This window comes from Nodularia harveyana UHCC-0300 (assembly GCF_034931085.1).
GTDB lineage: Bacteria > Cyanobacteriota > Cyanobacteriia > Cyanobacteriales > Nostocaceae > Nodularia > Nodularia harveyana.
The window spans coordinates 15824-33500 of record NZ_JAYGHG010000016.1 but is presented as its reverse complement, the minus strand read 5'-3'; the positions used below and the strand labels follow the sequence as shown (position 1 = coordinate 33500).

The window sequence follows — 17677 nt, the reverse complement described above, 5'->3', positions numbered from 1 at the left end:
AAAGCTTAAGTAAAGTTTAATTGCAAAACTAACTAAGCCCATATATGAACTGCTAATTTAATAAATGAAGCTACAAGCTTCCCTGGCAGATGCAACAGCTAAATTAGGAATGCAAGAAGAGGTAACAACGCTGTTTAACTTAATGTCTGTCTCGGACCAAACCCACAACACCCAACGCGAAAACTGATATTTCCTCAAGTATTAACAATCAGAGGGCGCTGTACTAATTCTGATTACTTTTTTAGGGTAATTAAGTTAAATACATCCCTGATTATGATCAATAAATGAGAGGAAATGATTACAGCGAGTAGATGTTTGGGTGTTGTTATTTTAATAGCTATGTTTGGGGTAAAAAAGCCCAAGATTTAAAGTATTGGTCTTCAGATTAAAGATTAGTGGAAATTGCTTCTACCGGACAGGTAGGAATACACTGCTCACAAACGATACAGCGCGATCGCGTGAATGCCAACTTGTATGTTTCTGGTTGCAAGCTGAGGGCTTCCGTGGGACAAACACCAGTACACAAGCCGCAATGGACACATACATCCTCATCAATGACAATTTCACCTAAATTATGGGAAACACTGATATGATGCGATCGCATCCACTCAATAGCTTCATCTAAGCGATCAATATCTCCAGATAACTCCACCACCAGTTTGCCAATTTGGTTAGGCGCAACTTGGGCGCGGATAATATTCGCCGCCACGTTAAATTCTTTAGCCAGTAAGTAAGTAATCGGCATTTGAATCGCGCGTTTGGGAAAAGTGATAGTCACTCGTTTTTTCACAGTTTTAGGAGAAAGTAGTTTCTGTTCTAGCTTAGTGCTAACTCCCTAGAGACGAGAAACCCAAAGCGTTAAACTAAAATAAAGACAATACTTAACAAGTTTTAACAAATTCCCTATGACCACCGAATCCCCCATTAATTCTACATCTGGAGCGCGGCTGAAAAATTTCTTAATTGCTATAGTAGCGATCGCCCTCAGCGTAACCTTAATCTTAGGACTCAGAAGCGAAACCACCTCAACATCTTTAGCCGACCTAGATCAAACATCCACTCCCTTAGAAGTAGCTGTCAGCAACGGTAAACCCTCAATCATCGAATTTTACGCCAACTGGTGTACCGTCTGTCAAAAAATGGCTCCTGATATTGCCGAACTCGAACAGCAGTATGCTGACAAAGTTAACTTCGTCATGTTGAACGTAGACAACAACAAATGGCTACCAGAAATGCTGAAATATCGAGTAGATGGCATTCCCAACTTTGTATTTTTAACTAAAAATAGCGAAACCATCGCCCAAACCATCGGAGACCAACCCCACACAGTCATGGCCAGTAACTTAGAAGCCTTAATTGCTGGTGTATCTTTACCTTATGCTCAAACTAGCGGCGAAGTTTCCCAATTTAGCGCACCAGTGACACCCACAAACAGTCAAAATGATCCTCGCAGTCATGGTAACCAAGTAGTAAAATAGACTATAACTATCCCCTCAACTAATAGCTACTAAATCCCACCGTGTTTCTTCAGGGTGGGTAGTTCTCCATTAGGTTAAAATATAGACGTGCCAACAATCTCCCAGATAGCAGCATTTTCACTGAACTTCAGAAAATAATAACAGAGGTCTAACATGACATTACCTCTATCTCCTAAAAATAAGCAAAAAGCTTTATCTGGAGTAATCTCCCGCATTCGTGAATGTGTGGACATAGATGCAATTTTTAAAACCACAGTCACTGAACTGCGCCAACTCTTAAATACTGATCGAGTAGGAGTATTTCGCTTTTATCCTCAATTGGGATGGGAAGGAGAATTTATTTATGAAGATGTCTCCTCGGAATGGAGTTCAGCCTTAAAAGTCAAAGTCCATGATAATTGCTTTGCTAGTGAGTTTGCTGCACTCTATCAGCAAGGTCGAATCAAAGTCATCACTGATATCTATGGGGCTGGGATAAATAATTGCCATGTCCAAATGTTAGAAGCCTTTCAAGTCCGCGCTAATATAGCTTCTCCACTGATAAAAGGTCAGGATTTATGGGGATTGCTGTGTATTCATGACTGTCATGGCCCCCGACAATGGAAAACCTCAGAAATTGAATTTGTTCAACTCATCTCTGAACATCTTGGCATAGCTTTACAGCAAGCAGATTACTTAAAAAAAGTACAAATTCAATCTACGGAAATCGCAGAAGCTCAAGCCAGAGAAAAATCAGTCACATGGCAAAAAACCATCGCCAGAACTATAGAAAAAATTCGTCAAACCCTGGACTTGGAAAGTATTTTCCACACTACTACACATGAACTCCGGCAATTGTTAAATGCTGACCGTGTATCTATCTATCGCTTTAATCCCGATTGGAGTGGTGAATTTACCTTTGAATCTGTAGGTGAAGGCTGGATTTCCGTTGTAGATGAGCAATTTAAAAACCCAAAAATAAGTAAAAATGTTAGTGACTGTACCGCAAAAGAATTAGCGCAAATTCCTGCTATAGACACATATTTAAAAGATACAGAAGGTGGAAACTTTACTAAAGGTGAAGTCTATCGTATTTGTAATGATATTTATAGTGCAGGTTTCAGCGACTGTTACATTGAAATATTAGAAAGCTATCAGGCAAAAGCCTATGTGATCATGGCTATTTACCACGGTCAAAAAATTTGGGGCTTGCTAGCAGTATACCAAAACACTGGAACCCGGAATTGGGAAGAAGATGAAGTTTATTTACTGACTCAAATTAGCACTCAATTAGGGGTAGCAATTCAGCAAGCAGAATTACTACAAGAAACCCAACGTCAAAAAGAAGAACTGGCACAGACCCTTAAAGAATTAAAACAAACTCAAAGCCAGTTAATTCAAAGTGAGAAAATGGCAGGTTTGGGACAATTAGTTGCAGGAATAGCACATGAAATTAATAACCCTATTACCTTCATTTATGGTAACGTAACCTATGTTAATCAATACACTCAGGATTTACTTAAATTACTGGGTATTTATCAACAAAAGTATCCCCAGTCAATTAATGAAGTTAAACAACAATTCCCAGAATTAGATTTAGATTTTATTATTGATGACTTACCAAAAATCGTTAACTCTATGCTCACAGGTGCAGAGCGGATATCTGAATTAGTTATGTCTTTACGCACTTTTTCGAGGATTGACGAATCAGGAATGAAGCCTGTTGATTTGCATGAAGGTATTGATAGCACTTTATTAATTTTAAAACATCGTCTGCAACCACAAGGTAATTCTTTTGCTGTGGAATTAGTTAAGGAATATGGTAATTTACCTCGATTATCCTGTCATGCAGCCCAGATGAATCAGGTATTTATGAATATTATTAATAATGCTATCGATTCTTTGCAAGAATCTGTTACAGATGGTAGAACAACTCACAATCCAAAAATTTCGATTCGGACAGAATTAATAGCCGATAAGAATATTTTAATTCGGATTTTTGATAATGGTTCTGGCGTGCCTGAAAAATTGCGATCGCGCATTTTTGAACCTTTCTTCACCACCAAACAACCAGGTAAAGGTACTGGCTTGGGTTTATCTATTAGCTACGATATTATTGTTAAAAAACATAGTGGTAAAATTGAGTGTGTTTCTCAGCCAGGTAAGGGTTGTGAGTTTCTCATAGAAATTCCTATTAAACAGTAGGGTGGATTAGCGCAGCGTGACCCACCATTCTCCTGAAATTTATGTTATTGACAACCACCAACCCAGCCTACAAATTAGAAATTTTTTAACTAACCACAGAGGCGCAGAGAACACAGAGAAACACACATTGAATGCAATCGGTTAAAATTTAATCATGAGTTGTACCATCTGGCATGGTAGCACCAGCAAGCTTTGCTCCTTCCAGGTTTGTTTCCAATAGGTTAGCACTTTGCAGATTAGCATCACTCAAATTAGCTCCACTTAAATTAAGTTTTCTCAAATTTAAACCAGTTAAATTAGCTCCACTCAAATTAGCTCCACTCAAGTTAGTATTATTAAGATAGGCTCCCACTAGGTTGGCTTTTCTGAGTCTGACATTTTCTAGGCTTGTAGAAATGAATTTTATCTGATGGAGATTAGCATTATCAAAATTTGCTTCACTCAATTTTGTGTTATTTAAGCTAGCTTTACTCATATCTGCATCTTGAAGATTTGCAGCACTGAAATCTCCAGAAATTATGCTAACACCACGAATATTTGCACCTTTGAGGTTAGCTTGAGTTAAATTAATCTTTTGCAGGGTTTTTCCACTCAAATTGATTCTAGCTAAATTACAATTGCTAAAATCTCGTTCTCCAGCTTCATAAAGCCGCCAAAATTCTGTACCATCAATAGGTATATCCTGACTTTCTAAATCGGATGCGTAAGTTCTGTTAACTAACCACATTATGCGCTCAAGCTGAAACTCCAAATTAGTAAAATCAGCTTGATTTTCTGGCTCATTTTCAGCAACATCATTTTCTGATTCTGCTTCATTTACCACAATTTCAGGATTTTCAGGATTAGTAATCTCTACTAGCAAACTCTGCTGACTGGTTTGCTTTTCGACTCTCTCAAAAAACTGCTTGATAACCTCAGTATCATCTAAATTATTCTCCGCAGTTGAAGCGTCACAATTATCTGCACCTTCAGCCAAATTTTGTGAATCATTGAGAGATTGTTGGAACTCAGCAAATTGTGCATTTAAAACTATAAATTCTTTTTGCAGCAATTCTAATTTATGTATTTCTGGTCTTTCCTGAAAATCTTGTTTCAACTGATCAAAATACTGTTTTAACCAAGCAATATTTTTTCTGCGGATATTCTGTTCAACTTCCAACTGGGAAATCCGCGCCGCCAAAGATTCTAAAGTAATTTCAGAGTCAGAAATATTCATTAATTGATCGCTAAATATATAAAGTGACTATATTAGGACTTACGCAGAAATTACGGAATAACTAACCACAGAGACGCAGTTATTAAGGCTTTGGTGCGTTACGCTACCGCTAACACACCCTACGTGTTTGTTCAATAATCAAATAGTAGTCCTATATAAAGTGACTATATTTATAAATTACCCAATTTTACGCCCAGACTAACATCTAAAGCTCCTTGAATCTGTTTTTTACATCAGAAAAATTCCTAAAAAAAACTTGCCTCAGAAGCATCACACCCCCAAGACAAGCCATATATCTAAATTATTTTCTTCCTTCACTTCCTCCGCGTCTGGGAGGTTTGTTAAAGCTGCTTCACTTCCGAAACCAACTTAGAAACCATATCCTTAGCGCTACCAAAAAGCATAGTGGTTTTTTCTTTGTAGAATAATTCATTATCTACACCGGCAAAACCTGTACTCATTCCGCGCTTAATCACAATTGTTTGCTTTGCCCGATCTACTTCCAAAATCGGCATACCATAAATTGGACTATTAATATCACTACGCGCCGCCGGATTTACTACATCATTAGCCCCAATTACCAAAGCCACATCCGCAGCTTCTAATTGAGGATTGATGTCATCCATGTCATACAACTGGGTGTAAGCCACATTGGCCTCAGCCAATAACACGTTCATGTGTCCTGGCATTCTTCCCGCGACAGGGTGAATGGCATACTTAACATCAACACCCATGCGTTCTAACTGGTCTGCCAATTCTCGCACAGTATGCTGGGCTTGGGCAACAGCCATCCCATAACCAGGTACAATAACGACGCTACGGGCATAACCCAACATCATCGCCCCTTCCTCAGCATCAATGCTACGGACAGTTTGATCGCCTGTAGCACTTGTAGCACCACCAGCGCCGCCAGCAACCGCCCCACCAAAAGCACCAAAGAGGACGCTGAACAGAGAACGATTCATGGCCTTACACATAATCTGGGTGAGGATTAAACCAGAAGCCCCCACCAATGCGCCGGCGATAATCAACATATTGTTCATGACCACAAACCCGGCTGCGGCTGCGGCTATCCCAGATAGGGAGTTTAACAGGGAAATTACCACAGGCATATCCCCCCCACCGATGGGAAGGACGAACATGATACCTAATAGTAAAGAAACTCCCACGACTCCGAAGAATATGGGTAAGCTATCGGGTGTGATGATTAAATAGGCGCTACCGACTAGATAACCAATCAGCAGCAAGAGGTTAAATGGTTGCTGGAAAGGTAATTTAATGGGGGAACCACTGATTAAACCTTGCAATTTGGCAAAGGCGATAAAACTACCTGTTAAGGTGACACCACCGATTAACACATCCAGCAAAATGGAAATGTTGACATCTAGCGGTATGGGTTCAGATGCGGCGATTAACCGCCAAAATTCGGCAACGGCGATGAGTGCGGAAGCTGCACCACCTAAACCATTGAGTAAACCCACCATTTGGGGCATTTCTGTCATTTGGACTTTGTAGGCGGCGATCGCCCCAATACCCGCACCAATAGCCAAGCCGACCAAAATCATTTGATAGTTCAACACCTGCTGATCTAACAGTGTGGCGACAATAGCCAACAGCATTCCTACAGCAGCAATCACGTTACCATTTCGCGCTGTGGCTGGGGAACCGAGTTTTTTTAAACCCAGAATAAATAACGATGCAGCGACTAAGTACGTCAGCTGAATCCCAGTTGGTAGAAAATCGCTCACGCCTTAACTTCCTTTTTCTTGAACATTTGCAACATCCGATCTGTGACGAGAAAACCACCGACAACGTTAACCGTCGCTAACACCACAGCAATTAAACCGAGAATGACTGAAATACTAGTATCTTTCGCACCAGCAGCCACAATCGCCCCTAATACAGCGATCCCTGAAATGGCATTAGAACCAGACATTAAGGGTGTGTGTAAAGTTGGTGGGATTTTATTGATGACTTCAAAGCCAATAAAAGATGCCAAAACAAACACAAACAAAGCAGCAAGTAACGCTTCTGTCATGAAATAAAAACTCCTGTTGATCACCGCAAATCCAGACAAATAAACTCTGATCTGTGGTTAATTAATGTGTTCCAATCTGAGAACCCAAAGCCTCTAGCGCATCTTTCACCCGTTGATTGCGAATTTCTCCGGCGTGGGTAATACAAGCCGCATTCACGATGTCGTCTGCAAAATCTACCTGTAGGGCTTTGTCCTTGACTAATAATTGCACCAAGGATGTGAGGTTCTTAGAATACAACTGACTAGCGTGAATCGGCATTGATGAGGGTAAATTGATCGGTCCAATAATTGTGACCCCATTCCAGACAATATCTTTACCTGCTTCGGTACAAGCACAGTTACCACCCTGATCGGCTGCTAAATCTACAATTACCGAACCGGGTTTCATTTGTGCCACCATTTCCTCTGTGACTAACCGTGGGGCTTTTCTCCCTGGTACTTGGGCGGTGGTAATCACCACATCGGCGTTTTTAACGTGTTCGGCGACAACTTCTTGAGTACGTTGTTTACTAGCTTCGGAAATTTCTTTAGCATAACCACCTGCTGCGGTGGTTTCTTCTTCTAGTTTGACTTCGACAAATTTAGCCCCTAAACTCTGGACTTCTTCTTTAACTGCGGGACGAATATCAAAGGCTTCCACCACTGCACCCAAGCGTCTAGCTGTGGCGATCGCTTGTAATCCTGCGACACCAGCACCCATAATAAATACTTTAGCTGGGGCAATAGTACCGGCGGCTGTTGTCAACATAGGAAAATACTTCGGTAAGGCCGCAGCCGCAATTAATACAGCCTTATAACCTGCGAGTGAAGCTTGGGAAGACAAAGCATCCATACTTTGCGCCCTGGTAGTCCGGGGGATCATCTCCATACTAAAGGCTGTAATTTGGCGACTTGCCAGTTTCTGCGCTACTACGGGATTTCCCAAGGGGTTAAGGAAGCTAATTAATACAGATCCTTCTCGGAGTAATTCCACTTCAGACCCACCATTTTCGCGCTCTTGGGGTGGGCTAACTTTTAACAAAATGTCTGCTTCACCCCATAATTTAGCAGTATCACTGATAATTGTGGCTCCTGCTGCTTCGTAGGCAGAATCGCTAAAATAAGAGCGTTCTCCCGCACCTGCTTCTACCCATACTTCCAAACCTTGTTTGATTAATCGGGTAACGGTGTCAGGGTTTAACGCCACACGTCGTTCACAAACTTCAATTTCTTTAGCAACTGCTATTTTCATGAAATCTCCTGGAGATAAATACCTCTTTCTGTGGGGAATATGTGATTTTCCCTTGATTTAACCTTGAGGGAAGTAACTGTCTGCGATCGCTTTTTCTGGTGAATTGAACTTTGCCTTTAATAATCTCAATTTTCCAGTCTCAGCCTCACTTTTCCCTTGCAGATGTCACACTTGCTGATAGTTACAAATAGGTTTACATATTGCAAATCCTAAATTGATTACCAAATTTGCATCTTTGTTTTTAGATTGTTTTAGGGATTGCAAAATTTTAGTATTCTTTGTTCACGTATTCTTTTGGCTTGATAGTTTCCAAGTAATTTCTGAATGATTGCCACCTTCAATCAAGCTCATTTTCATTAATCTATCTCAAGTTCATCGGCGATCGCTGACTAGACAGATCAATTTTTATTACAAACAATTTATATTAAGATAGATTTATACATATTTAGAAACAAAATTAAATCCCAAATGTATTTCTATATGGGGTATATCTTACCAAGTTCCTGGTAAAAACGTTTACGTAAACTAGAGTTTCATTTGTTACTAATTTCACCAACACTCAAGATTTTCAGGCTGATGGCACTTTTTGTTTGCGTGTAACGTCAATCTTTGGAGTGTCAGTATTACAGTTTAGTTACAAAGACTTTTATTAACATATTTTCTGGTAGAGGAAGCCGATACTATGCAAAAGTTAAAATTTACCGATTCTAAGCGCCAATTGCCTCTCATACTTCTTTCGGCTTTAGCCGTCACTAGTTCTTTACTCGCTGGATTTCCAGTGATGAATCAAGCCCATAGCTCAGAAGGACTAATACTATTTGGCGGTGTCAAAAGCGAAAATCGGCTATCCTACAGATTTGATTTTGGTGGACGAGCTAATAGCTGGGATCGAATGAGACTCAGAATACCAGCTAAAAAAATGAAGTTAGCAGCAGCTCAGTTTGCCATTAGCTACCCAGATTATTACGAAGGAAGTTTTGACCCCAAAGAAATTGAAGTAAAAGTGAAAGGCAAAAAAGTTGCTCTGAATGAGGTGAAGTGGAATAAAGAAGCCCACCTATTGGAAATTTTTCCTGAAGAGCCAGTACCAGCAGGAGGAGACGTTGAGTTAGTGTTATCTAACATGAAAACCCCGAATTTTGGCGGGATGTATCACTTTAACTGCCAGATTCTCGCTCCTGGAGATGTACCAATACTGCGTTATATAGGAACCTGGCTTGTGGATATCTAGTATTTCTTAAGCAATACAGAGAAGCAGAACGGGAGTGGGGAAGAAAGCGTTGCTTTAATGTTCCGTCAGTAGGCTTGCTCTCCAATAACGTCACCCCCAACCCCTATCTGCCTAAAAAATATTAATTATTTTTAGCTGTTGTAGTGATATAATAACAGATTGTAACTTTTTATAAAAATCGCCTAAGAGGAGAACGGAATGAAGAGAACCCTGGGCGGCACCTGCCGTAAAAGAAAAAGAACCTCTGGTTTTCGTGCCAGAATGCAGACACCAACCGGAAGAAACGTCATTCGGGCTAGGAGAAAAAGAGGTCGTCATCGTCTGAGCGTTTAGGAAATTTCCAGCACAAAGAACAGATGTGGCTTTGCCCAAAGCAAATCGATTAAAATCACGAAAAGATTTTCAGGCAGTTTTCCGGGAAGGAATTCGTCGTCATAGTTCTCATTTTATCTTGAGAGCTTTACGTCCTTCAGGTTTAAAAAAGCCTTCCTTGGATACTGCAACCGATGACCAACCATTATGCAGCAGCAAATTTGGCGTTTCCATCAGCACCAAAGTCAGCAAAAGAGCAGTAATTCGTAACCGAATTAAACGGCAAATTACACAGGGGCTGCATCAATTGTTACCAAAATTGAACCCAGGCTGGCGGGTAGTTATCGTTGTCAAACCAACAGCAGCAGAATCTAAGTGCGTAAGCCAACAATTTCTGCAAGAATTAGAAGAGTTGTTGGTAAAAGCTGAGGTATTTAATGGGCATTCGTGAAGAAGTTTATTATGAGGGCGGCCCCCACATTGGGGACTTAATCCTCAATACATTGATTGGAATAACTGTTATCGGATTACCACTGACAGTTGGAGCAATCGTCAGAGCATTATGGCTACGCTTCCGCATCACCGACCGCCGAATTTCGGTTATGGGAGGTTGGAGAGGACGCGATCGCACTGATATCATTTATTCAGAAGTTGTCAAAATCGTCAAAGTTCCCCGTGGCATTGGCTTGTGGGGAGACATGGTAATCACCCTCAGAAATGGTAGTCGCCTAGAAATGCGGGCTGTTCCCAACTTCCGCGAGACTTATGACTACATCAATGAAAGAGTTACAGCTAGAAATCCCCTATATAGCGATGCTGCTAGTAAATGATAGGGAGTAGGAAACACCGGCGCAAGGGAAAATTCAAAAAAAATAGCACTTATTCACTCTACTTAAAGTCCTATTTTTTTCTCCCCTGCCCCCTGCCCCCTGCCCCCCTGCTTCTTCTTCCCCATTCGGCTATCCGTAGCGTAGGATAGTCATATAGGAATCGTGATTTAGATAAATTAGATTCAGTTAAGTTTACAGTAGCTCAGGTTAAATTCAGAATAATGGATTTTGGTATCGGGTTTCTTTCAAACAACGTGATGCTGCCAATCATAGATTTTTTCTATGGAATTGTGCCTAGCTATGGATTGGCCATCGTTGCCTTGACATTGATAATCCGCTTCGCGCTCTATCCCCTGAGTGCTGGTTCAATTCGTAATATGCGGAAAATGCGAATTGTACAACCTCTCATGCAGAAGCGGATGGCAGAAATTAAAGAGCGGTATAAGGATAATCCGCAAAAGCAGCAAGAGGAAATGGTGAATGTCCAAAAAGAATTTGGCAACCCATTAGCAGGATGTCTGCCCCTATTACTGCAAATGCCAGTATTATTAGCGCTGTTTGCCACATTGCGGGGGTCACCTTTCGCTGGTGTAAACTACAGTGTTAACTTGCAAGTCTTGCCCTCTGAGCAAATTGAACGCATTCAACCCCAAGCCTTTGCTACTTCTCCGCAAAGTATTTATATTGCTGATGGGGAACGCGCTCGCGTCACAGCTATTCTTCCTGGCGGTAACAAATTAGCCGTAGGAGAAAAAACTAAGATTCAATATCAGACCATAGAAGGCAAACCATTTCAGGCGCTGTTAGCAGAACACCCAGAAAATAACTTAGTCCCACAATGGACAGTCACTAAGGGCGAGGAAAGAATCAAAATAGATGCTGAAGGCAATGTAGAAGCCTTAGAACCAGGAGATGTGACCATTCAAGGTTCAATCCCTGGACTAGCAGCAGAAAAAGGATTTTTGTTTATTCAAGCTTTAGGTAGAGTTGGTGCGACAAATCCTGACGGAGAAATTAATTGGGATATTGTCTCAATGATCTTGTTTTTCGGGGTTAGTCTTTACGTCAGCCAAATGATTTCCGGGCAAAATTCCAGTGGTGGAAATCCACAACAAGATACAGTTAACAAAATCACACCAGTTATATTTTCGGGAATGTTTTTCTTCTTCCCTCTACCAGCTGGGGTATTGATGTATATGGTAATTGGGAATATTTTCCAAACTGCTCAAACCTATGTTCTCTCACGTGAACCTCTACCAGAGGGACTACAAGAAATTGTAGCCATACAAGAGAAAGAAGTAGCAGCAGAAACGAAAAATTTACCATTTGAGCCAAAGAGTTCTAAGAAAAAGACTACAGGTTGATGATGGTGGAAAGTCCGATGGAAAGAGGGCAGCAGTGGTTAACAACCCTGCTGCAATTAACAGGAATACCTGCGGAAACTAAGGGGAATCTAGAAATTGACCCGCCTCAATTGGAAAATTCCCCAGAAATAGATAGCTACTGGTTGACGATTGATCAAACTAACCTAACTGAGGAACAAATCCGAATTTTACTTGGCCCTGAAGGTTCTGTTATTGATTCGATTCAGTATTTAGCTAATTCGGTACTAAACCTCAGCTTACCTGAAGCAGAACAAGCTTTTTATACCATTGAATTAAATGGCTACCGTGTCAAAAGACAAGCCGAAATTCATTCAATGGCGGTAGCCGCAGCAGATGAAGTCCGAGCTTCTGGACAAGAAGTAGAAATAAAATCTCTCAGTTCAGCAGAAAGACGGCAAATCCACTCTTTCTTCCAAGAATGTGCAGATTTGCAAACCTTTAGCCGTGGGAGAGAGCCACACCGTTATTTAGTAGTTTGTCCAGCGACGGCGACTGAATAATGGGAGTTAAAGTAGGTTTGTATTAGGGAGTAAGACATAAAAAAATATTCCCAAATTTCTTGTGTAGCAGGCATACTTCTACAAGTGTTACAGTGATTTTATTGAACTGTTTAGTACAAGTCTTGCCTGCTAATCACCAAGGATGTGCGATCGCTATTCATCCTACAATATGCCCTTATTAGCAGAAATGCTGATAGTAAAACCTATATTTTCGTTATTATATCAAAATCCTATGGATGCAATTTTTATTCCGCAGCTCACCAAAGCCCCAGAGAGGACAGAGGAAATTCCAGTTGAAGAGTTTCTCCCTGGTCTAGAAAGCTTAACACCTGTTCGTGGTCGCTTGCGAGTGCAGCATCATGGTAATTACTTAGGTATCTCTGGTGAAGCAGAAACAATTGTCACTTGTACTTGTAACCGTTGTTTGCAGCAATATAATCATCGTTTGATGGTGAATACCAAAGAAGTTATTTGGTTAGATGAACCTGATCATCAATTACAGGATTTACCTTTAGAACGGGAAGTGGTGATGGAAGATTTAGTGGAAACCATATCACCAGATGGTTATTTTTATCCCAGTGAATGGTTATATGAGCAGATGTGTTTAGCATTACCTCATCGTCAGCTTTGCAACCTTAATTGTGCAGGTATTTTGAGTGATGATGCTGAGGCTTCTGAGCAGCCTGTTGATAGTCGTTGGGCTTCTTTGGAAGCGTTGAAAAAGCAACTTCCGGGGTAACTAAATGTGTTAGATGTTAGTTTTTGTGATGAACCAGAGAAACGATTTAGTAGTTTACCCAGCTAATTTAAAATATTCACCAATAAGCCCGGTTTCTGTGAGGAATCGGGTTTTTTAAAGTAAATTCCTAAATTAAGTTAAATTACCAGTGATACAATTAACTCAGTAAATAAATGATACAAAATGTTTATCAAAAAGCTACAAGCATTTAATTACAAGTCATATCTCGACTCTGGTTTAATGGAATTTACTCCAGGTATCAATATAATTGTTGGGCGAAATAATGCAGGTAAAACATCATTACTGGAATTACTGACATTAGATTTTGAAAGTCATCCTCATAAAAGTATAAAAACACTACCAAATAAGACTTCTAGAATACAAAAGCGAAAATCTAGCGTAGAAATTATTTGGCAAATTAGCACAGAAGAAGTACGGAATTTTATAAACGATTGGTCTCCTAATATTGGAATATCAAAACTAAGCAAAGTATTTTTAATTCGACCTGAATATAAATATAATAGTTTGAAAGAAAACCCTAAAGATGAATTTATGCATATGCATATGGATGAAGCATTTGAAAAATTTAAAAATACATTAGAAGTTCTATATTTTTGGGAAATAAAAATATTTCTACCTTCTGACATAAAAATAAATAATAATAGGTTTAAGGTATTACCTAATTCTAATTCATTTGAGCTAATCTCAAGTATTAATGGTGATGATTTTTATAAACTTAAATTTAAAAGTCCTGAAGGATGTTCTTTTTCATTCAATATTACCAAACAAGAAGATGCTGATACAGTAAGACTTGTTGAATGCATAGTATATATCTACCAAAATATAGTTTATAAAATGTTTGAGATATTTTATAATCGTATTTATAGATTTAAAGCTGAACGACTAAATGTAGATAGTTGCAAAGCTGAAAATAATCATGAACTAAAATCAGATGCCTCCAATCTTGCCGAAGTATTATTTATTTTGCAAGGTAGAATCCCAGGGATGTTTGCTCAATTTAATGAATTAGTTTCAATTATTTTACCTGAAATTAAATGGATTTCCGTAGTGCAAAAAGAGGACTCTAATGTCGAAATAATGGTTTGGAATTTAGACCCTAAACTCAATAGAGATGATTTATCACTTCCTCTATCTTCTTGTGGAAGTGGAGTTGGTCAAGTATTAGCAATTTTATATATCCTGGTTTCTTCAGAAGAACCTAGAACATTAATTATTGATGAACCACAATCATTTTTACATCCAGGTGCAGCGAGAAAACTTATAGAAATTATTAAACAATTTCCCCAGCATCAATATTTTATTGCTACTCATTCACCAGAAATTATCACAGCAGCTAATCCATCTAATATTATCAAGTTGCAATATCAAGATTGTGAAACAAAAGCTTCGGTCATAGATTCAAAAAAAATAGAATCACAAAATGCTATTTTAGATGATCTTGGAGTTAGGCTATCTGATGTTTTCGGTGCTGATAATATACTTTGGGTAGAAGGTCAAACTGAAGAAAAATGTTTTCCGTTGATAATAGAAAACTTATTAAAAATACCATTGATGGGTACTAAAATTTTATCAGTTCACAGTACAGATGCACTCTTGGATGGAAAACGCTCTGATCTTGTTTTTGATATTTACCAAAAGCTGACAACGGGAGCAAGTCTTTTTCCCACAGCTATGGGATTTATCTTTGATAGAGAAAGTAAGACAGAAAGGAAGATTCAAGAATTAGAGAAGAAAGGTGTAAAATTTTTACAACTACCAATGTATGAAAATTATCTTTTAGTTCCAGAGGCAATATCAGCCATAATTAATCAAGAAGCTACATGGTTAGAAGAACTTATAACCAGCAATCAAGTTCAGCAATATCTACATCTTGATAGAATTACGAAAGAAAAGGAATATTTGCTTCAAGGGGTAAAAAAAGAAGAAATTTTAGATGATAATTGGTTGTTGAAGGTTCATGGCGCAAAGGTTCTTGAAGCTATATTCCGAGAATTATGTGACTCTAAATTAGAATTTAGAAAAACTAAACATTCCCCTATGATTACAGAATGGCTAATTAAAAATCAGCCTGAATCCTTATGCGGACTTTCAGAAGAGTTGAAAATATGCTTGAATAAAACTAAATAATTAATTTTAAAATAATTAACTAATCATCCTCACTACACAAGAGAAATTAAGGAATCGGCATTTAATGTATAACATGGGCAAGATGCCTACCCCACAAGAGTTTAATGTAATTTAAATATGCAACCTAGATGTTTTTACGAATTACGAATTACGAATTAAAATTATGAATTTTCGTGAAGAATTTAAATTGCTGCTACGCGCCCGCTACCCGTTAATTTATATTCCTACTTATGAGGAGGAACGGGTAGAAACTGCTATTCGGGAAGAAGCCGCAAACCAAGGTAATCGCCCTGTCTATACTTGGGATTTTGTAGATGGCTACCAGGGAAACCCCAATGATGCGGGATTTGGTAAGCGTAACCCCTTACAAGCTTTGGAATTTGTGGAAAAGTTACCAGCGTCAGCACCGGCTGTTTTGATTTTACGGGATTATCATCGCTTTTTAGATGATGTGGCGATCGCCCGCAAACTTCGCAATTTAGCCAGACTGCTGAAATCCCAACCCAAAAATCTGGTGTTACTATCGCCCCGGATTGCTATTCCCGATGATTTAACCGAAATTCTCACAGTGGTAGAGTTCCCTTTACCCGCAGCACCAGAAATTAAAACTGAGGTGGAACGTTTACTACAAAGCACTGGTAACAATTCCCTTTCTGGAAAAATTCTCGATGACTTGGTGCGCTCTTGTCAAGGGCTGTCTATGGAAAGGATTCGGCGGGTTTTAGCCAGAGCGATCGCCTCCCACGGAGAATTGCAACCAGAGGATGTAGACTTAGTTTTGGAGGAAAAACGCCAAACTATCCGCCAAACCCAAATTCTGGACTTTTACCCCGCTACTGAGCGTATTTCTGATATAGGGGGACTAGATAACCTCAAAGAATGGCTACTGCGTCGGGGCGGTTCATTTACAGATAAAGCCCGCCAGTACGGATTGCCGCACCCCCGTGGTTTAATGTTATTAGGTATTCAAGGTACTGGTAAATCTTTAACAGCAAAGGCGATCGCCCATCACTGGCATTTACCCCTATTACGCCTGGATGTGGGACGATTATTTGGTGGTTTAGTCGGTGAATCAGAATCCCGCACCCGCCAAATGATTCAAGTCGCCGAAGCCCTCGCCCCCTGCATTCTCTGGATTGATGAAATCGATAAAGGCTTTTCAGGACTAGGTGCTAAAGGTGATGCAGGTACTGCTAGCCGGGTATTTGGGACTTTTATTACCTGGTTAGCCGAAAAAACCTCACCTGTATTTGTGGTTTCCACCGCTAACGACATCCAAGCCCTACCGCCGGAAATGTTGCGTAAAGGGCGATTTGATGAAATTTTCTTTGTGGGTTTACCTACCCAAGACGAGAGAAAAGCGATTTTTAACGTTCATTTATCCCGACTGCGCCCTCATAATTTGAAAGGTTATGATATTGACCGACTAGCTTATGAAACACCGGATTTTTCTGGGGCTGAAATTGAGCAAACCTTGATTGAAGCCATGCACATCGGATTTAGCCAAAACCGTGATTTTACTACCGATGATGTTCTGGAAGCTGCTAGTCAAATTATCCCCCTGGCGCGTACAGCTGTGGAACAAATTCAACAACTACAAGAGTGGGCTGCATCTGGAAGAGCGCGGTTAGCCTCAAAGCAGAGTCCATTAAGTGATACTTTTGGTAAGCTAAGTTAACGCATTTATCCACAACTGGGATGACACAGGTAATTAATTCTATTAAATGTAAATATTCAACATTTCACCATACACTACTATTGATTATTGGTGATGAGGTGATGATCTGATGCAAACGATTTCTAATGTATTTAAGTTTATACTAGGCTTTCTCTTGGCGATCGCCATTTTAATCGGTAGTGGTGCTGCTGTTGCCCTCTATTTCATGAATCGGAGTTTAATACCTCCAGATAAACCTATTTTTGCCAATGATAGTCCCTCTTTGCAAAACCAAAGTCCCCAAGCCACTGAAGTAAAAGCTACCCCAGAAACGACTCCAACCCCGACCCCGACAGCTACTCCAGAACCCACGGAAAAATTACCACCAGGGGCTTACCGAGGAACTGTAACTTGGCCAGCAGGTTTGAGTGTGCGGGCTGAACCCAGCGTAGAGGCTAACTCAATTGGTGGAGTTCCTGTTAATGAAGAATTGATTGTCTTGGAAAACAGTCAGGATCAAAATTGGCAAAAAATTCGTACACAATCTGGACAAGAAGGTTGGGTAAAAATAAATAATATTCAACGTATTGAATAATGCTGAGATGCAAGGAAGTGGGGAGTAGGAAAATAATGACTTTCTTAAAGATAGTCCTTCCTTATCAGTTTAAATTATACAGAAATTCAATCCGTTTGTCAACTCCCACAACCCTTCTTTGCGCTTTTATAGC

17 protein-coding genes are annotated in these 17677 nt (G+C 39.8%); 12 read left to right on the top strand and 5 right to left on the bottom strand.

What is annotated here, in order from left to right:
* Window positions 1-385: 385 nt before the first annotated feature.
* A complete protein-coding gene (locus VB620_RS11305) occupies window positions 386-790 on the bottom strand; it encodes an NIL domain-containing protein (protein WP_323196249.1) in 405 nt (134 codons plus the stop codon).
* Window positions 791-905: 115 nt separating this feature from the next.
* On the opposite strand from VB620_RS11305, the gene VB620_RS11300 reads away from it, so the two are divergent.
* Window positions 906-1478, top strand: coding sequence for a thioredoxin family protein (locus VB620_RS11300; RefSeq protein ID WP_323196248.1), 573 nt, complete (start codon window positions 906-908; stop codon window positions 1476-1478).
* Between the two features lie 153 nt (window positions 1479-1631).
* Entirely contained in the window at window positions 1632-3662 is a 2031-nt protein-coding gene (locus VB620_RS11295) for a GAF domain-containing protein (protein WP_323196247.1), read from the top strand.
* 148 nt (window positions 3663-3810) lie between these two features.
* Here VB620_RS11295 and VB620_RS11290 read toward each other — a convergent pair whose 3' ends face one another.
* The 4 genes from VB620_RS11290 to VB620_RS11275 all read right to left on the bottom strand — a co-directional run bounded on the left by VB620_RS11290 (window position 3811) and on the right by VB620_RS11275 (window position 8147).
* Window positions 3811-4878 (bottom strand): pentapeptide repeat-containing protein, encoded by a 1068-nt coding sequence (locus VB620_RS11290; protein WP_323196246.1) that lies wholly within the window; start codon window positions 4876-4878, stop codon window positions 3811-3813.
* Between the two features lie 341 nt (window positions 4879-5219).
* Window positions 5220-6626 (bottom strand): NAD(P)(+) transhydrogenase (Re/Si-specific) subunit beta, encoded by a 1407-nt coding sequence (locus VB620_RS11285; protein WP_323196245.1) that lies wholly within the window; start codon window positions 6624-6626, stop codon window positions 5220-5222.
* Entirely contained in the window at window positions 6623-6916 is a 294-nt protein-coding gene (locus VB620_RS11280; protein ID WP_271733442.1) for an NAD(P) transhydrogenase subunit alpha, read from the bottom strand. The genes VB620_RS11285 and VB620_RS11280 overlap by 4 nt, the downstream gene beginning before the upstream one ends.
* A gap of 61 nt (window positions 6917-6977) precedes the next feature.
* The gene (locus VB620_RS11275; RefSeq protein WP_323196244.1) at window positions 6978-8147 is read right to left on the bottom strand and encodes a Re/Si-specific NAD(P)(+) transhydrogenase subunit alpha; all 1170 of its coding nucleotides are present in this window, start codon (window positions 8145-8147) and stop codon (window positions 6978-6980) included.
* A 682-nt stretch (window positions 8148-8829) separates the two neighbouring features.
* Between VB620_RS11275 and VB620_RS11270 the strand changes: the two genes are divergently transcribed.
* The 10 genes from VB620_RS11270 (at window position 8830) to VB620_RS11225 (ending at window position 17544) form a co-directional block, all read left to right on the top strand.
* On the top strand, window positions 8830-9378 hold the full coding sequence (locus VB620_RS11270; RefSeq protein ID WP_323196243.1) for a DUF2808 domain-containing protein: 549 nt from the start codon (window positions 8830-8832) through the stop codon (window positions 9376-9378).
* A 198-nt stretch (window positions 9379-9576) separates the two neighbouring features.
* Window positions 9577-9711 (top strand): 50S ribosomal protein L34, encoded by a 135-nt coding sequence (gene rpmH / locus VB620_RS11265; RefSeq protein WP_089091234.1) that lies wholly within the window; start codon window positions 9577-9579, stop codon window positions 9709-9711.
* 25 nt (window positions 9712-9736) lie between these two features.
* Window positions 9737-10141, top strand: a complete 405-nt coding sequence (rnpA, locus tag VB620_RS11260) for a ribonuclease P protein component (RefSeq protein WP_323196242.1) — start codon at window positions 9737-9739, stop codon at window positions 10139-10141.
* Window positions 10128-10520 carry a PH domain-containing protein gene (locus VB620_RS11255; RefSeq protein ID WP_323196241.1) on the top strand — a complete coding sequence of 131 codons (393 nt, stop codon included), beginning with the start codon at window positions 10128-10130 and terminating at the stop codon, window positions 10518-10520. Before rnpA ends, VB620_RS11255 begins: the two co-directional genes overlap by 14 nt.
* A 221-nt stretch (window positions 10521-10741) precedes the next feature.
* Entirely contained in the window at window positions 10742-11884 is a 1143-nt protein-coding gene (gene yidC, locus VB620_RS11250) for a membrane protein insertase YidC (RefSeq protein WP_323196240.1), read from the top strand.
* Window positions 11884-12405 carry a Jag family protein gene (locus tag VB620_RS11245; RefSeq protein WP_323196239.1) on the top strand — a complete coding sequence of 174 codons (522 nt, stop codon included), beginning with the start codon at window positions 11884-11886 and terminating at the stop codon, window positions 12403-12405. Before yidC ends, VB620_RS11245 begins: the two co-directional genes overlap by 1 nt.
* Window positions 12406-12637: 232 nt before the next feature.
* Window positions 12638-13144 (top strand): YceD family protein, encoded by a 507-nt coding sequence (locus tag VB620_RS11240; protein ID WP_323196298.1) that lies wholly within the window; start codon window positions 12638-12640, stop codon window positions 13142-13144.
* Between the two features lie 240 nt (window positions 13145-13384).
* On the top strand, window positions 13385-15292 hold the full coding sequence (locus tag VB620_RS11235; protein ID WP_407674198.1) for an AAA family ATPase: 1908 nt from the start codon (window positions 13385-13387) through the stop codon (window positions 15290-15292).
* Between the two features lie 163 nt (window positions 15293-15455).
* The gene (locus VB620_RS11230) at window positions 15456-16970 is read left to right on the top strand and encodes an AAA family ATPase (RefSeq protein WP_323196237.1); all 1515 of its coding nucleotides are present in this window, start codon (window positions 15456-15458) and stop codon (window positions 16968-16970) included.
* Between the two features lie 109 nt (window positions 16971-17079).
* The gene (locus tag VB620_RS11225) at window positions 17080-17544 is read left to right on the top strand and encodes an SH3 domain-containing protein (protein ID WP_323196236.1); all 465 of its coding nucleotides are present in this window, start codon (window positions 17080-17082) and stop codon (window positions 17542-17544) included.
* The last annotated feature ends 133 nt before the right edge of the window (window positions 17545-17677 follow it).

Bases quoted from the DNA above. Each gene is read 5' to 3' on its own strand.
- VB620_RS11300 (WP_323196248.1), top strand. From the start codon at position 906: ATGACCACCGAATCCCCCATTAATTCTACATCTGGAGCGCGGCTGAAA.
- VB620_RS11295 (WP_323196247.1), top strand. From the start codon at position 1,632: ATGACATTACCTCTATCTCCTAAAAATAAGCAAAAAGCTTTATCTGGA.
- VB620_RS11290 (WP_323196246.1), bottom strand. From the start codon at position 4,878: ATGAATATTTCTGACTCTGAAATTACTTTAGAATCTTTGGCGGCGCGG.
- VB620_RS11280 (WP_271733442.1), bottom strand. From the start codon at position 6,916: ATGACAGAAGCGTTACTTGCTGCTTTGTTTGTGTTTGTTTTGGCATCT.
- VB620_RS11275 (WP_323196244.1), bottom strand. From the start codon at position 8,147: ATGAAAATAGCAGTTGCTAAAGAAATTGAAGTTTGTGAACGACGTGTG.
- VB620_RS11270 (WP_323196243.1), top strand. From the start codon at position 8,830: ATGCAAAAGTTAAAATTTACCGATTCTAAGCGCCAATTGCCTCTCATA.
- rpmH (WP_089091234.1), top strand. From the start codon at position 9,577: ATGAAGAGAACCCTGGGCGGCACCTGCCGTAAAAGAAAAAGAACCTCT.
- VB620_RS11255 (WP_323196241.1), top strand. From the start codon at position 10,128: ATGGGCATTCGTGAAGAAGTTTATTATGAGGGCGGCCCCCACATTGGG.
- yidC (WP_323196240.1), top strand. From the start codon at position 10,742: ATGGATTTTGGTATCGGGTTTCTTTCAAACAACGTGATGCTGCCAATC.
- VB620_RS11245 (WP_323196239.1), top strand. From the start codon at position 11,884: ATGATGGTGGAAAGTCCGATGGAAAGAGGGCAGCAGTGGTTAACAACC.
- VB620_RS11240 (WP_323196298.1), top strand. From the start codon at position 12,638: ATGGATGCAATTTTTATTCCGCAGCTCACCAAAGCCCCAGAGAGGACA.
- VB620_RS11235 (WP_407674198.1), top strand. From the start codon at position 13,385: ATGGAATTTACTCCAGGTATCAATATAATTGTTGGGCGAAATAATGCA.
- VB620_RS11230 (WP_323196237.1), top strand. From the start codon at position 15,456: ATGAATTTTCGTGAAGAATTTAAATTGCTGCTACGCGCCCGCTACCCG.
- VB620_RS11225 (WP_323196236.1), top strand. From the start codon at position 17,080: ATGCAAACGATTTCTAATGTATTTAAGTTTATACTAGGCTTTCTCTTG.